We start from the raw sequence: 15,051 nt of genomic DNA on the forward strand, positions 1-15,051 counted from the left end.
GGGCAGAGAGCCGTTCTCCGCCCCCTTGCGCCTTTGCCTCTTGCTTCTTGTCCAAATACTCGAACAAGCCCACCACTGCGCATCCGCCTGGGTTACTTGGCGATCTTTTCGTCACGCACGAACATGTTCGCCCAGGCGCGGTCGATCAGCTCCGGGGTCATCTGGTAGGGGATGCCCTCGAATTCGCAGATCGCGATCATCTGGTCGATCAGGAACACCGGCTGGTAATTGGCGAAATTCATCTCGATGGTCGGGTATTTCACTTTCAACAGGTGAACCAGCGCCTTTTCGTCCAGCGGCATCTTCTTCTTGCGGGCGACCATGGCAAAGATCTTCAGGAAGTTTTCCTGGTTCGGCCCGTCGATCTTGATCTTGAAGAAGATCCGGCGCAGCGCCGCGCCGTCGAAGATCTCGTTCGGGTGGAAGTTGGTGGAAAAGATCACCAGCGTGTCGAAAGGCACGGTGAACTTTTCGCCCGATTGCAGTTGCAGGATGTCGCGGCTTTCTTCCAGCGGCACGATCCAGCGGTTGACGAGCTTCTGCGGCGGTTCGGACTGGCGGCCAAGGTCGTCGACGATGAAGATGCCGCCATTCGATTTCATCTGAAGCGGCGCCTGATAGGTGCGGGCGACCGGGTTATAGGTGAGGTCGAGCATGTCGAGCGTCAGTTCGCCGCCGGTGATGACCGAGGGGCGCTGGCAATAGACATAGCGCTGGTCGAAGCGGTTCGAGGTGCGACGCAGGCTGTTCGGATCGTCCAGCGCCTCTTCGGCGGCGGAATGGACAATCGGATCATAGACGGTGATGACCTGACCCGAATATTCCACCGCGCGAGGGATATAGATCTTGTCCCCCAGCGCGTCGCGGATGCCGTTGGAGATCGAGGATTTGCCGTTGCCGGGCGGGCCATACATCAGGATCGACCGGCCCGAGCCGACGGCGGGACCAAGGTTGCCGATCAGGTTTTCCGGCAGGATCAGATGGCCCATCCCGCTCATCAGCTGGTCGCGGGTCAGTTTCATGTTACGGACCGACTGGCGCTTGACCTGCTGGGAATAGGTCTCCAGCGGCACAGGCATGGCGCCATAATATTCCGACTGCGCCAGCGCATCCAGCGCGCGGGCCTTGCCGCCGTCGGTCAACTGATAACCCATCTCGTTGCCGCTGGTGGCATGCAGGGTGCCCGTCGCCTCCAGCAGACGCTGGCTGCGGGCGAGGTCGATCAGTTCCTGTGTGGCCGGGATCGGCAGGCAGACGAGGCGGGCCAGGTCCGATACCAGATTGGTATTCGTGCGGAAGATCGTTTTCAGCAGGATATCCCGCATCATCACGATGGAAAGCCCGGTATCAGCCAGCGTGCGGGGGGCTGGTGGGGCGATCACATTGGGCGCGACCTGCACGTTCATGGCGTTCCTCGGCTTGGCAAACGGGCGCCGGACACCGGCGCGGATGTCACCGAGGAAAGCTGATCATTTGGCCAGAAATGGGGCGAGAAGGTAGAAAATCAGCGTTCCTGCAAGGGCAAGGCCCATGGGAAAATCCTTACGGTTCCAGCTTTCCCAATCGGGAAGCGCGCGACGCAGTGGCGGCACGGCACGCGCAAGGCGGTGGGTGGCGAAGGCGCCCAGCAGGCAGGCCGCGAACAGGGCGAAGATCAGGCGCGGATCGCCGGTGGCAAAAACCGGGGCCATGGCGGCGGCAAATTTCGCATCCCCTGCGCCCACCAGACCGATGGCATTGGCAAGGAACCCCGCCACCAGCACGATGCCCAGTACCGCCCAGCCCCAAAGGTAGGCGTTCATCGGGAAGGCCAGAAACCCCACCACGGCCCAGAAAGCGGCCATCACCATCACCGCCTTGTTGGGGATCTTCATGAACTTCATGTCGGACCAGGCCACCCAGACGGCGACGGGCAAGCAGAACGGCAGGAACCACAGCGCGGCGGTGGGAGCGATCATCACGGAGCTAGCCTTCCAGCGCGGCAAGGCTGCGGGCGGCGGCCTCGAAATACTGCGGATGGGTTTCGACGGCATCCTGCAAAAGGTTGCGGCCCGCTTTCACATCCCCCTGCTTCACGGCGGCAAGGCCAAGAGTATACAGCAGTTCCGCCCGTTCCTTCTGGGTCATCTGCACGACAGGCAGATCGTATTTGCGCTGCGCGCCGCGCGCCAGAACGAGGTTGTTCTTGGCGGTGAACATGGTCGGGTCGTGGGTCAGCGCCTCAAGAAACAGCTTCTCCGCCCCGGCATATTCGCCGCGCGTCAGCTTGGAAAAGCCCCAGTTGTTCAGCACGCTGGCGGGCTTCGTCGTCAGGCCGGCCGCGATTTCATAGAAACTGTCGGCTTTCTTCCATTGCTTCTTGCTGTCGGCGACCATCGCTTCCAGCCGGTAGCGCTCGTAGGTTTCGTGGGTTGGCGGGACGAGGTTCAACTGTGCCTCGGCCTGCGCCCAGTCATTCGCCCGGATCAGCGCATCGGCATAGCCCACACGGTCGTCATTGGTCCCCTGACCGGAGTTCACCAGCGTGGCCCAGACCTTCGCCGCCTCGGCCGGGCGATTGGCGCGCACCAGCGATTTCGCGAGGCCGCGTTTCAGATCGGGCCGGTCGGGGTTTTGTTGCAGCGTGTTGGTGAAATAGGTCACCGCCTCGTTCGGATCGCCCACCGTCAGCATGATATCGCTGAGGTTGCTTTCGTCGATGACGTTCACATCCTTCAGCGCCTTCTGGACCTCGGCATCCGAGGTGCCGCGTCCGCAGGCGGAAAGCAAGACCATGCCGCCAAGGCACAGCGCAACGGTGACAGGGTGGCGCATTTCGCGTCCTTTTTACTGCTCGGTCCGGCCCGCAGCCTAGAGCGACGACAGCAGGACGAATTCGCCCTGACCCCGCCGCACCAGATTGAAGCGGTGCGGTTCTTCTTTCTCGTTCGGTTCAGAATAGATGGAATTCTCGGTCATGGCTATTGCGCGTTTCAGATTGTCGCGGATCGAGTCCGTCTTGCCACTGTCCTGCGCGAAGGCCTGCTGGAACACCACGCGGGCCTCGGGCACCTTGCCGCGCTCCATCAGCACGACACCAAGGTTGTTCTGAGCGGGCACGAAGGAAGGGTCGAGTTCCACCGCGCGGCGCAGAAGCTGTTCGGCCTGACCCAGCCGCCCGAGCGAGAGATTGGCTGACCCCAGCGCAGACAGGACATCGACGCTCATTCCATCCTCGGCTGCGGCACGAAGATAGGCCTTCAGCGCCAGTTCCGGTTCATTTGCGGCCATCAGGCGGTGGCCGACCAGCAGGCCGTCCACCCCCTTTTCACTGCCATCGGCGGCAGGGGGGGCGTTCAGCGCGGGGTTCAAAGCAGTCTGGCCGCCCGTTTGGCAGGCGGCCAGCATCAACAGACACATCACAAGTGCGGGTTTCATTCGGGTCCGGTCTCAGCCCCCGCCAAGCTGGGTTGCGATGCCATAGATCGACGGGCCGATCAGAATGATCATCAGGGGCGGCAGGGTGAACAGCATTGTGCCCAGTGTCAGCTTGGTCGGCAAGACGTTTGCCTTTTCTTCCGCCCGCATCACGCGCTTGTCACGCATTTCAGCGGAATAGACCCGCAGCGCCTCGGCGATCGAGGTGCCGAAAGTGGCCGATTGCACGAGCGTCGTGACGAAGGAGGCGACATCCGGCACGCCGACCCGTTCGGCCATGTCTTTCAGCACCTGCACCCGTTCCTTGCCGGCCTTGACCTCCTGACTGACGATTTCGAACTCTTCCGACAGGGCGGGATAGCCCGCACGGGTTTCCTTGGCGACGCGGTTGATGCACTGGTCCAGCGACTGACCGGCCTCGACGCAGACCAGCATCAGGTCCAGCGCATCGGCAAAGCCCTGCACGATTTCCTGCTGGCGGGTCTGCAACCGGCGCTGCACCCAGTATTGCGGCAGATAATAGCCCGCCGCTGCGGGCAGGATCGTGTAAAGGATCAGCGTCTGCGTAGACAGGTTGCCATGCTGCGTTTTCAGCATCATCGCATAGGCAAAGCCCAGCACCAGCATACCGATGCCCAGCGAGAACTGCGCGAAGTGGAACATCCGCACCGCATTCTTCTGCCGATAGCCCGCGCGCATCATCTTGAGCCGCGAGGCCGTCATCGTTTCGGCATCCTGTGGTTCCAGGAAGGCCGCGTATTTCTCCAGCTTGTCGGCAGCGTCGCGTTGCCGCAGCGCCTCGGCCTTGGTTTCGCTCGCGCGCTGCGTCCGCTGCTCTCGCAGCTTGTCCAGCGGATCGCTGCGCTTCTTCATCAGAGTGGGCAGCGTGGCGGCGGCCAGCAGGATACCCAGCGCCAGAAGCACGATCACCGGGCCCAGCGGCCCGAAAGCCTCGACCAGCATCGCATTGATATTGTCGAACATGACCGGGCCTCAGACTTTGATATTGACCATGATGCGCATGTAAATGATGTTCAGGATCAGGAAGACGCCGACCGCCAGCGCTGCGGGAATGAAGACCGAGGTTTCCTGAACTTCGTCAAAATAGTCGGGCTTCAGCATCAGGATCATCACCAGCGCCAGGATGGGGAAGGACGACAGGAACATCCCCGACCATTTCGCCTCGGCGGTGATGGCCTTGACCCGGCGGAACAGCTTGAACCGCGAGCGGATGACCTTTGACAGCCCTTCCAGGATCTCGGCCAGGTTGCCGCCGGATTGCTGCTGGATCGTCACCGCCACCGCAAGGAAGCGCAGATCCTGATTGTCCATCCGTTCGGCGAAGGCTTTCAGGCTTTCGGCCACGTCGCGGCCATAGGCGGCCTCGTCACCGATCAGGCCGAATTCGGTGCCCAGCGGATCAGGGACTTCCTTGGCGACGATTCCCATGGCTGAGGCAAAGGGGTGCCCCACCCGGAGCGAGCGCACCATCAGCTCCACCGCGTCGGGAAGCTGTTCCTCCATCAGCGCCACGCGCTTCTTGGCCTTCTTGTTCACCCACATGTAGACGCCGCCGACGCCCATCACTACGGCAATCAGCGCCCGGACCGGGCCTTCGGCGGGTGTGCCGATAGCAAGGCCGAGATAGGCAAACACCGACAACCCGGCCATGATCCCGATGAGCTGGATCGGCGAGAAGGCGATATTTGCTTTCTGCGCCTTTGAGGCGAGGATCGAATAGACCGGGATTGACCGTGCCCGCATGTGCTGGCTCATCTCCTTGCGGAGTTGGGCCAGAACCTCTTCGCGGTTCTGGTTCTTTTCCATCAGCGCAAGCCGCCGCGACATGCGGCTGCTGAGGCTGATCGACTTGCCGAAGACGGTCAGATACAGACCTTCGACCAGTGCCAGCACCGCGACGAAGATCAGGACATAGACGATAACGGCGGGATTGATCGTCATGGGCGCACCTCAGGCAATCGGTTCGTAGATCGACGGGGGCAGGTTGAAGCCCCATTGTTTGAATCGCTCGGAATAGTGCGAGCGCACGCCGGTCGCATTGAAGCGGCCGATGATCTTGCCGTCCGGGGCCATGCCCAGACGCTCGTAGCGAAAGATTTCCTGCATCGAGATGACTTCGCCTTCCATCCCGGTGATCTCGGTGATCGAGATCATGCGGCGCGAACCGTCTTGCAGGCGGCTGGCCTGCACGATCAGATTGACGGCGCTGGCGATCTGGCTGCGCACGGCTTTCAGCGGCATTTCGATCCCGGCCATGGCCACCATGTTTTCCAGACGGCTGATACCGTCGCGCGGGTTGTTGGCGTGGATCGTGGTCATTGAGCCATCGTGGCCGGTGTTCATTGCCTGAAGCATGTCGATGACCTCCTCGCCGCGGGTTTCGCCCACGATGATGCGGTCGGGACGCATCCGCAGCGCGTTGCGCAAGCAATCGCGCTGGGTCACCGCGCCCTTGCCCTCGACGTTGGCGGGGCGGCTTTCCATCCGGCCGACGTGGATCTGTTGCAGTTGGAGTTCTGCCGTATCCTCGATAGTCAGCACGCGCTCGGTATTGTCGATGAAGGAGGACAGCGCGTTCAGCGTCGTGGTTTTCCCCGAACCCGTCCCGCCCGAGACGATGACGTTCAGCCGGGTCGACACGGCGGCTTCCAGATAAAGCGCCATCTCTTCGGTGAAGGCGCCGAACTTCACCAGATCGTTGATGCCCAGCTTTTCCTTCTTGAACTTCCGGATCGACACCAGCGAGCCGTCGACCGCCACCGGCGGCACCATGCAGTTGAAACGCGAGCCGTCGGCAAGGCGCGCGTCGCAATAGGGGTTCGATTCATCGACGCGGCGGCCCACTGCGCTCACGATCTTGTCGATGATGCGCAGCAGGTGGCGTTCGTCCTTGAAAGTGATGTCGGTCAGGGTCAGCTTGCCGCCGCGTTCCACGAAGATGCGCTGGGGTCCGTTTACGAGGATATCGCTGACCGTTTCGTCTTTCAGCAACGGCTCCAGCGGGCCAAGGCCCATCACCTCGTCATAAAGCTCCTGGTTCAGCGTGGCGCGGTCATGCGCGTTCAGCGCCACTGCCATCTCGTCCAGCGCTTCGGAGGAAATCGCAGCGATCTCGGCCTTGAGGTTGGATTCCGACGCCTTTTCCAGTGCCGCGAGATTGAGGTTTTCCAGAAGCCGCTTGTGCAGTTCGACCTTCAGTTCCTGAAGCCGGTCCTTGCGCTTGCGTTCCTTGTCGGCCGCAGCCGCCTCGGCCGGGGCACGCGGCGCGTTGCGCGCGGGGGCAAGCCCCGGAGCCGCCGGTTTCGCCGGCTGCCCAACGGCTTTGGGCGCGGCGGTTGCCGCGCCTACGGGCGCCAGAGGGGCGGGCTTCGGGCTTGTGCCCTCAGGCTTCTTGAACCTTGAAAACATATCGTTACTCCACTCGGCGACAGCTTAGCCGCGGCTGGTCTCGGCGGCCTTGTTCACCTCGAAAAGCTGCTTGGCCAGCTTGCCGATTTCCTTGCGCAGCGGGTTTTTCGCGGCGGTTTCCGACAACGGCAGGCCGTGATCGTTGGATTGTGTCACCTGTGCGCCCCCGTCAGGCAGTTGCACCTCGATGCTGATATCCAGACTTTCGGCCATCCGCTTCACCCGGCTTTTCGCGGTCAGATCGGTGAACTTGGGCGCGCGGTTCAGCACGAAGCGCAGCTTTTCATGCGGCAGCCCTTCGGCTTTCAGCGCGCGGGTCAGGCGCAGCACATTCTGCGCCGAGCGCAGGTCCAGCTCCATCAGACCGAAATAGACATGGGCGCGCGACAGCACCGTCTCGGTCCAGGCCACGATGGTCTTGGGCATGTCGACGATCACGAAATCGAAATTCGCCATCGCCATGTCCAGCAGGCGCGACACATCCTCGGGGCCGATGATGTCCAGCGGCAGCATGTCGGAAGGCGCGGTGAAGACATGCAGGCGATCATTGAAGGTGATCATCGCCTGCAGGAAGGAATCGCTGTCGGCATGTTCGGTATCCTGAAGGATTTCAAACACCGCCTCGCGGCGCGGCAGGTCCAGATAGGTGGCAATGGCGCCGAATTGCAGGTCGAGGTCCAGCAGGCAGACCCGGGGCGGGTTCTGCTTGTCGATGGTCGCGAGTTCCCAGGCAAGATTCGCGGCAAAGGTCGAGGCGCCGGTGCCCCCGGCCAGGCCATGCACCGGCAACAGCACCGCGTCGCGGTCGCCCTTGGCCTTGAAGCTGGGCGTCTGGTGCGGCTCCTCAGGCTCGGCAGGCTGTTCGGCCGCCGGGGCAGGAGCGGGCTGGCGAATGCGTTCGATTGCTTCGTGCAGGGCACCTTCCGGCAGCGGATAGGGCACGAAGTCATCGGCCCCGAGGCGCAGCAGCTGATGCAGCGCGACCGGGCTGACCTGATCGGCAATCAGGACCACGCGGATCCCGCGCCCCTTGGCGGTGCGGATGATCTCGGTGATCCGGGTCAGATCGGCCTCGTCCTTGTCATCTACGGCGACTGCCACGAATTGCAGGCTGCCCGCATCCGGCTGTTCAAGGAAGATCGCGGCGTCCTCGAATGACAGATCGCCCCAGTTTTCACCCAGCTCCTGCTCCATGTCGTCGATGAGCAGTTCGAAATTCTGAACATCGCGCGAGATCGTGCATGCCACAACGGGCGCAGGATCGGGCTGAAGATTTGCCACACTCGTCATTGCCTCTGTCCTTCCTTGACCGGGCAGGCGGGGAACGGCGCCCCGCGCCGCGAATCCCGTAGCCGTCCCCGGGGCGCGTATGGACCGCGCCATTGGTTCGATTGCCCCGAAACTGGGGGTCAATATTGGCGACAATTGGGCCGAAAAGCCGTCAATCCGGGGCATTTGGACGGGCGAATCCGGCGCGGTGCCCAAAATGGAAACAGGCCCCGAAGGGCCTGTTCCGCATTCCGTTTCAAAGGTCAGCCGCCGGTGCCGACCGGCACCAGAACCGGCGTCATCTCGACGTTTGGCGGATGCTTGCGTTCCGCCAGCTTGACATATTCGCGCATGATCACGGCGGCATATTTGCCGTTCAGCGGCGCGGATTTGCCCTTCTGCACGAAGCCCGCGACCTCGGTCACAGTGCGGCGGTTCCGTTCTTCCGGGCTTTGGGTCATCACGACCGGCCGCGTCTCGCCATAAGAGACAAGCGCATCAAGACGCGACCGCGAGATGCCGCGGCTGCCCAGATAGGCGACAACAGCCTGGGCCCGTTTCTTGCCAAGCGATTTGTTATAGCCCGGCGAGCCCACGAGATCGGTATGACCATAGACCGAGAAGCGCAGTTCGGGGAACTGGCGCATCCAGTTGGCCTGATGATCCAGCACGCTGCGCGCCTCTGGTGTCAGCGCGGCAGAGTTGAACGGGAAGGTGATGGTTGAGGGCACTTCGCTGGCAAAGCGTCGCCCAAGCTGAATCCGGTAGTCGACAGCGCCGGTCTGGATCAGCGAATTGTTCATCGTCGCTTCGCCGAAATGGCCGTTGTCGACCTCGGCGCCCAGTTCCTTGTTCATGTCGCCGCAGGCCGACAGTGCTAGCAGCACTGCCGCCGAAAGGATGATCCGCATATGCCCCCGCATCGCTTACTCCATCACATAGCCGTAGGGGCTGGTGAAATCCTGCCGCGCGACCTCGCCAGCAGGACCTTTGGCCCCCGCGACCTTGCCGAACAGGAACAGCTCTTTCTCGGTCGGAATGCGCACGCGGTCGGTCGGCAACGCCAGTGCTTCGCCGCGGGTGGGCGTTACCAGATGCGGCGTCACGATGATCACCAGCTCCGATTGCTGGCGCTGGTATTCGGCGCTGCGGAACAGCGCGCCAATGATCGGGATGTCGCCCAGCCACGGCACCTGGCCGTTCAGGTCGCGAAAGTCATCTTGCAGCAGACCTGCAATGGCAAAGCTTTCCCCGTCGCGCATCTCGACCGTGGTTGAGGTTTCGCGGCGCCGGAAAGCATTGACGCTGAAGCCTTCGTTTTCCACCGTCACCGTGCTGTCGATGGAGGAAACGGCGGCGTTGATCGTCAGGTTGATGTTGTCCCCGTCGACCACCACGGGGGTGAAGTTCATCTCCACGCCGAAGGGCTTGTATTCGACCGAGATACCATCTTTCGACACCACCGGGATCGGATATTCGCCACCCGCGAGGAACTTTGCTTCCTGTCCCGACAGGGCGGTCAGGTTCGGTTCCGCCAGAGTGCGGACCACCCCTTTGGATTCAAGGGCTTCCAGCAGCACCGCAAATTGCAGCGAACCTGCGGAAAACCCGAGGGCCAGCGCGGAATTCGCGTTTTCCCGCACCGCGATATTGCCGTTGGAGATCCCGTTGTCGCCATTGAGCCAGGTGCCCGTCTCACCCTTGACGCCCACCTTGTTGCCGCCGGAGATGGCCAGAGAGGAAGACAGGTTCTTGGCGACCGAGCGCTGCATCTCGGCGAAGCGGACCTTGAGCATCACCTGCTGCGCCCCGCCGACGGACATCAGGTTCGACACCCGCTCAGGCGCATAGCGTTCCGCGAGGTCCAGCGCGCGATCCAGTTTCGCGGTCGAAGAAACGGTGCCCGACAGCACGATGCCGTCATTGGCGGTGCGGACCTCGATATTCTCGCCCGGCAGGATCTGGCGCAGGCGTTCCTTGAACTCGGCCACATCGGGGGCCACCTGCACCTCGACGTTGGAGATCAGCTTGCCGTCGCCGGTCAGCAGCGTCAGCGTTGTGCGGCCGGGTGCCTTGCCCAGCACATAGATCGATTTGTCCGACAGGGTCGAGATATCGGCAATGCCGGGGTTGGCGATCGAGAGTTCCGCAAAAGGCGTATCACTTTCCACCACCACGGCGCGGTTCATCGGGACGTTCAGCGGCGCCGAGGCGCTGCCGGTCATGACGCGCAGGTTCTGGGCATCTGCCGTACTCGATCCGGCGGCGGCGAGGCACAAGCCTGCCAGAACCGCCGCGATAAACTTGTTCAACTGCATGTGACCTGCCTTTCCGATCACGCCTCGGGAACCGGGTCTTTTCGCCCTTTATTCGCATTCAAGATGCCGCAAGCGACATTTTATTGCAAGAATCAAACGCTTGTGCGGCGTTTCTGCTGTGGATAACCTGCAACAACCCACAAGCCGTAGCCGTAAACACTTACGGCAGCACCATTAATTGTGCTGCCGTCGAAGGTGTGGATGGTCAGTTGGTGCAGGGGATCGGGATTTCCAGCACATCTGCGCCCTTGCGGGTCTTGATGGTGCAGACCTTTTCCTCGACTTTTGGGGCCGCCGCCTCTTTCTGGATGCCCAGAAGCTGATCGTTATTGACCTCGATCGGGCCGGCCAGCGGTGTGTTGTCATCGCTTTTGGCGACCAGTGAGACCGAAAGCTGGCCGGTGGCCTGCCCCTGGGCCAGGCGCGCGACCTGCTGCGGGCTTGCGGCGACCGTCATGGCCTTGGGGGCCGACACGTCGGTTGCACGGGCATCTTCCTTGCCGGATTTGGTCGGCGGGCGGTCCACGGCGATAATCGCCAGCGAAGTTTCGATCATCTGCGTGACCTCACCGCCCATGCTGCTGACGCCGGTCCAGTAGACATCGACGCGGTTGCCCGGTTGCAGATAGCGCGAGGCGCCCGAGGCGTCATCGAATTTGATGGTAAAGGCGCGCTCTCCCGCAGCCAGCATGCCGGTCAGCCCCGCCACTTCGCCGGGTTCGGTGATTTTGACACCCAGAACCGGCTCGAATTTCTCCATCTGGCGCAGCACGAAGCGCGGCCGCGTTTCGCCTTCGGGGAATAGCGGATCGCCCGCCTTGAAGATGCCTTCGGGCAGGGCGCTTTGCGGCCAGTAGATCAGTTGCACGTCGTCGCGGGTCAGCGCGTCACCATAGTTGACCGCCCTGTTCACCACATAGACCTCGACCAGAGGTCCGGTTTTGGCCCGCATCTCGCGCTCTTTCGCAAGCTGGGCCTGGGTATGTCCGATGAAATTCTGGGCCATGTAAACCGCGAACCCGGCGAGAGCCAGCCCGAGCACCAGAACACCGGCAAAAATCATGCGCATTCTCGTTCCTCTCTCATTTTCTGCCTGTTCGGGCAGCAGATCGCCGCAAGACTAGCTGCGCGCCTCCAGAACCTTGTCGCTGATGCTTTCGGCGGCGTTTTCGTAAAGCGCCTGCGTCACGATCATGAAAATACCCATCGTCATGACAATGACTGCCGTGACCAGGACGACCCAGTCGACGGTGGCTGCGGCATCTTCGGCGCGCAGGAAGCCGGTGATCTTGTCCATGTCGGTCCTCGCGGTCCCTGAAGCGTCACGTTGAGCCTTGCAACGAAACAGGCTGCGGCTTGTGACCAAGCCGCAGCCCATGAAGTCTCGAAGTGTCCGAAGACGCCCGGATCAGTACGAGGCTGCGGTGTCCAGCTTGTCCGCGATGTTCGCGGCGGTCGCGTCGAGCGACGGCGAGATGGTTTGCATCACGACGAGGCCCAGGCCCACGATGGCGGCGGTCAGCACGACCCAGTCAACGGTCACGGCGCCCGATTCGTCGTTTTTGAAGGATTTGAAGATGTTCAGCAGTTTCATGGTCTTGGTCCCTTGGTTCAGGTGTTGCTCACTACTCGCCGCCGTTGCGTCTGACCGGCCTCTGTTCCGATCCGCTTCGTTGCGGCATGGGTGTATATAGCCCCCCGAAGGTGGCGGGAGTTGGGAGGCAATTTGACCGCTCGGGAAATCTGTGTAAAACCGAAAATAAAATCGTAATGCATTGAAATTAGAGGATATGTTTTTGAATTTTTCATGCCGAACGAAGGGCCCCACAGCCGCGCCCTGCCAAGTTGGGCAGGATTGCGGCAAAACTGCCACGATCTGACCGGGGGATTCGTCCCTTGCTGGAGCGATTCACGGGTTTCTGCGACAGTAGGGGGGCTAGAAACCGGGAAACGGGCAGGCATCCGCATGAGGCGGGCAGTATTGGTCACGATTCTGACGGGGGCGATTCTGCCCTTTCACTGGCATCCGGCGGGTGCCCAGACGCCTCCGGCGTTCGAGGATTTCACATTCCGGCGAATCAAGGTGCCCGGCTCGGGGGCTGGCAAGCGCATCACCGTGCAGATCGACCCCGAGGAACAGGCGCGCCGCCTCGCCGCCTCGCCCAAGGTCGACCGCGAGAAAGAGGCGCAGTCGGTGGCCGATGCGCCGCCGCCCGCACCGCTGGCTGATCCGGTGGCGAAACCCGCGTCTTCCTATGCATGGTTCTGGGAACAGGTGCCTGCGGACAGGGCGGCCGTGCAGGGGCGTTTCCCGCAGGCTCTGGCGGCGTTGTCGCAGGGGCCGGGCGGCAAGGCTGTCGCCGCGCCGCGTCTGCAAGCGATGCAGAATATCGCCTCGGCCTATGGCACTGACATCCTGAAAGCCACCATCGGCACCGAGGTTTCGCCCGCGCTCGCGCTGGCCGTCATCGGGATCGAAAGCGCGGGCCGCCCGGATGCGGTCAGTTCAGCGGGCGCGCAGGGGCTGATGCAGTTGATCCCCGCAACAGCCGAGCGGTTCGGTGTGACGGATTCCAAGGTGCCCGCGCAGAACATCAAGGGCGGGGTCGCCTATCTCGACTGGCTGATGAAGCGGTTCGACCGCGACCCGTTGATGGTGCTGGCCGCCTATAACGCGGGCGAGGGGGCGGTGGAGGCCAATGGCGGCATCCCGCCCTATGCGGAAACGCGGGATTATGTGCCCAAGGTGCTGGCAGCCTGGCAGGTGGCACAGGGCCTGTGCCTGACCCCGCCAGAGCTGTTTTCGGACCCCTGCGTCTTCAAGGTGATCGCGGCGGGGGGTTAGACCGCGAAGACATCCGCCCATTCGGGGTGGCGCTTGCGCTGTGCATTGACGAAGGGGCAAAGCGGCATGACCTTGAACCCCTCGGCCCGGGCATCCGCGACCAGACGCAGGACCAGCGCCAACCCGGCGCCGGTGCCGCGAAAGCTGTCGGGCACGCCGGTGTGATCGGCGATGACAAGCTGGGGCGAGGTGATGGAATAGGTCAGTTCGGCCTCCTCGCCGCCCTGACGAATGACATAGCGGCCCTTCGAGCCCGTGGTTTCGCGTGTGATCTCGAAGTCGCTCATGCAATCCTCCTGATGGTCGCAGGCGCCCCGCACAGGGCGGGGCAGCCAGATTCTTGCAAGGTCAGCCGACCAGCGTCGCCTCGGTGGCGGCGCGCAGATCGGCCTCGGTCACGCCATCGGCCAGTTCGACGATCTTCAGGCCGCCCGGCACCACGTCCAGCACGCCCAGATTTGTGATGATACGATCCACCACCGCCTTGCCGGTCAGCGGCAGGGTGCAGGCTTTCAGCACCTTCGACTCACCATGCTTCGAGGTGTGGTCCATCACCACCACCACGCGGCCCACGCCCGCCACAAGATCCATTGCGCCGCCCATGCCCTTCACGAGCTTGCCGGGGATCATCCAGTTCGCCAGATCGCCGTTTTCCGCCACTTCCATCGCGCCGAGGATCGCCATGGCGATCTTGCCACCACGGATCATGGCGAAGGAGGTCGCGCTGTCGAAATAGGCGGTCTGCGGCAGTTCGGTGATGGTCTGCTTGCCGGCGTTGATGAGGTCCGCGTCCTCTTCGCCCTCATAGGGGAAGGGGCCCATGCCCAGCATGCCGTTTTCCGATTGCAGCGTGACGTTGACGCCTTCGGGGATGTAGTTCGACACCAGCGTCGGAATGCCGATACCGAGGTTCACATACCAGCCGTCCTGAAGCTCCTGCGCGGCGCGTGCCGCCATCTGATTGCGATCCCAGGGCATCAGGCTTGCTCCTTCTTGCGGGTAGTGCGCTGTTCGATGCGCTTCTCGTGCTGGCCCTGCACGATGCGGTGGACATAGATGCCCGGCAGGTGGATGTGATCGGGGTCAAGGCTGCCCAGCGGCACGATTTCCTCGACCTCGGCCACGCAGACCTTGCCGCAGGTGGCGGCGGGTACGTTGAAGTTGCGCGCGGTCTTGCGGAACACCAAGTTGCCCGAGGGATCGGCCTTCCATGCCTTCACGATGGACACATCCGCCACGATGCCGGTTTCAAGGATGTATTCGCGGCCGTTGAAGACCTTCACATCCTTGCCTTCCGCGATCACGGTGCCGACGCCGGTGGCGGTGTAGAAGCCGGGAATGCCCGCGCCGCCCGCCCGCATCCGTTCGGCCAGCGTGCCTTGCGGGTTGAATTCCAGCTCCAGTTCGCCCGACAGATACTGGCGCATGAATTCGGCATTCTCGCCGACATAGGACGAGATCATCTTCCTGATCTGCCGGGTCTTGAGCAGTACGCCCAGACCGAAATCATCCACGCCACAGTTGTTCGAGGCGATGGTGATGTCCTTCGTTCCCGCTGCCTTGATCGCGTCGATCAGCAGTTCGGGGATGCCGCAAAGGCCGAAGCCTCCCGCCGCCATCGTCATGCCGTCGAACAGCAACCCCTCCAGCGCCGCCCCGGCGCTCGCATATGTCTTGTCCATGCGTCTCTCCCCGCAAACTCTCCGGGGTCAAGTTGTGGCGATTGCAACGGCCCAAGTCAATCGAACCCGTGCCGCATTGCAGCAGGGCCGC

At 62.5% G+C, this 15,051-nt stretch carries 17 protein-coding genes; 1 reads left to right on the forward strand and 16 read right to left on the reverse strand.

Annotation, left to right across the window (positions count from 1 at the left end; all coding sequences use genetic code 11):
• Positions 1-92: 92 nt before the first annotated feature.
• The 13 genes from C8N34_RS06620 to C8N34_RS06675 all read right to left on the reverse strand — a co-directional run bounded on the left by C8N34_RS06620 (position 93) and on the right by C8N34_RS06675 (position 12,027).
• A complete protein-coding gene (locus C8N34_RS06620) occupies positions 93-1,406 on the reverse strand; it encodes a P-loop NTPase family protein (protein ID WP_108128264.1) in 1,314 nt (437 codons plus the stop codon).
• A gap of 63 nt (positions 1,407-1,469) precedes the next feature.
• Positions 1,470-1,958 carry a prepilin peptidase gene (locus C8N34_RS06625; RefSeq protein WP_108128265.1) on the reverse strand — a complete coding sequence of 163 codons (489 nt, stop codon included), beginning with the start codon at positions 1,956-1,958 and terminating at the stop codon, positions 1,470-1,472.
• A 7-nt stretch (positions 1,959-1,965) separates the two neighbouring features.
• The gene (locus tag C8N34_RS06630; protein ID WP_108128266.1) at positions 1,966-2,814 is read right to left on the reverse strand and encodes a tetratricopeptide repeat protein; all 849 of its coding nucleotides are present in this window, start codon (positions 2,812-2,814) and stop codon (positions 1,966-1,968) included.
• 36 nt (positions 2,815-2,850) lie between these two features.
• Positions 2,851-3,417: a tetratricopeptide repeat protein gene (locus C8N34_RS06635; RefSeq protein ID WP_054301770.1), complete on the reverse strand. Its 567-nt coding sequence runs from the start codon at positions 3,415-3,417 to the stop codon at positions 2,851-2,853.
• A 12-nt stretch (positions 3,418-3,429) separates the two neighbouring features.
• Positions 3,430-4,401 (reverse strand): type II secretion system F family protein, encoded by a 972-nt coding sequence (locus C8N34_RS06640; RefSeq protein WP_054301771.1) that lies wholly within the window; start codon positions 4,399-4,401, stop codon positions 3,430-3,432.
• A 9-nt stretch (positions 4,402-4,410) separates the two neighbouring features.
• Positions 4,411-5,379 (reverse strand): type II secretion system F family protein, encoded by a 969-nt coding sequence (locus C8N34_RS06645; protein WP_054301772.1) that lies wholly within the window; start codon positions 5,377-5,379, stop codon positions 4,411-4,413.
• Positions 5,380-5,388: 9 nt separating this feature from the next.
• The gene (locus tag C8N34_RS06650; protein WP_054301773.1) at positions 5,389-6,846 is read right to left on the reverse strand and encodes a TadA family conjugal transfer-associated ATPase; all 1,458 of its coding nucleotides are present in this window, start codon (positions 6,844-6,846) and stop codon (positions 5,389-5,391) included.
• A gap of 24 nt (positions 6,847-6,870) precedes the next feature.
• Entirely contained in the window at positions 6,871-8,136 is a 1,266-nt protein-coding gene (locus C8N34_RS06655) for a CpaE/TadZ family protein (RefSeq protein WP_054301774.1), read from the reverse strand.
• A gap of 242 nt (positions 8,137-8,378) precedes the next feature.
• Entirely contained in the window at positions 8,379-9,038 is a 660-nt protein-coding gene (locus C8N34_RS06660) for an OmpA family protein (RefSeq protein WP_054301775.1), read from the reverse strand.
• 3 nt (positions 9,039-9,041) lie between these two features.
• Entirely contained in the window at positions 9,042-10,433 is a 1,392-nt protein-coding gene (locus tag C8N34_RS06665; RefSeq protein ID WP_054301776.1) for a type II and III secretion system protein family protein, read from the reverse strand.
• A 205-nt stretch (positions 10,434-10,638) separates the two neighbouring features.
• Positions 10,639-11,502, reverse strand: coding sequence for a Flp pilus assembly protein CpaB (gene cpaB, locus C8N34_RS06670; RefSeq protein WP_054301777.1), 864 nt, complete (start codon positions 11,500-11,502; stop codon positions 10,639-10,641).
• A 51-nt stretch (positions 11,503-11,553) separates the two neighbouring features.
• A complete protein-coding gene (locus tag C8N34_RS26285) occupies positions 11,554-11,730 on the reverse strand; it encodes a hypothetical protein (RefSeq protein ID WP_158640454.1) in 177 nt (58 codons plus the stop codon).
• A 111-nt stretch (positions 11,731-11,841) separates the two neighbouring features.
• Positions 11,842-12,027, reverse strand: coding sequence for a Flp family type IVb pilin (locus C8N34_RS06675; protein WP_054301778.1), 186 nt, complete (start codon positions 12,025-12,027; stop codon positions 11,842-11,844).
• Between the two features lie 372 nt (positions 12,028-12,399).
• Here C8N34_RS06675 and C8N34_RS06680 point away from each other — a divergent pair, with 372 nt between their 5' ends.
• Entirely contained in the window at positions 12,400-13,278 is an 879-nt protein-coding gene (locus C8N34_RS06680) for a lytic transglycosylase domain-containing protein (RefSeq protein ID WP_108128267.1), read from the forward strand.
• Here the strand turns inward: C8N34_RS06680 and C8N34_RS06685 are convergent.
• From C8N34_RS06685 to C8N34_RS06695, 3 genes are all read right to left on the reverse strand, one after another.
• Complete coding sequence (locus tag C8N34_RS06685) at positions 13,275-13,565, reverse strand: GNAT family N-acetyltransferase (RefSeq protein WP_054301780.1); 291 nt, start codon at positions 13,563-13,565, stop codon at positions 13,275-13,277. The two genes, C8N34_RS06680 and C8N34_RS06685, sit on opposite strands and share 4 nt — an antisense overlap.
• 61 nt (positions 13,566-13,626) lie before the next feature.
• Positions 13,627-14,256, reverse strand: coding sequence for a CoA transferase subunit B (locus C8N34_RS06690; protein ID WP_108128268.1), 630 nt, complete (start codon positions 14,254-14,256; stop codon positions 13,627-13,629).
• Positions 14,256-14,960 carry a CoA transferase subunit A gene (locus tag C8N34_RS06695; RefSeq protein ID WP_108128269.1) on the reverse strand — a complete coding sequence of 235 codons (705 nt, stop codon included), beginning with the start codon at positions 14,958-14,960 and terminating at the stop codon, positions 14,256-14,258. Before C8N34_RS06695 ends, C8N34_RS06690 begins: the two co-directional genes overlap by 1 nt.
• Positions 14,961-15,051: the final 91 nt, after the last annotated feature.

Source organism: Gemmobacter caeni, assembly GCF_003054195.1.
Taxonomy (GTDB): Bacteria; Pseudomonadota; Alphaproteobacteria; order Rhodobacterales; family Rhodobacteraceae; genus Gemmobacter; species Gemmobacter caeni.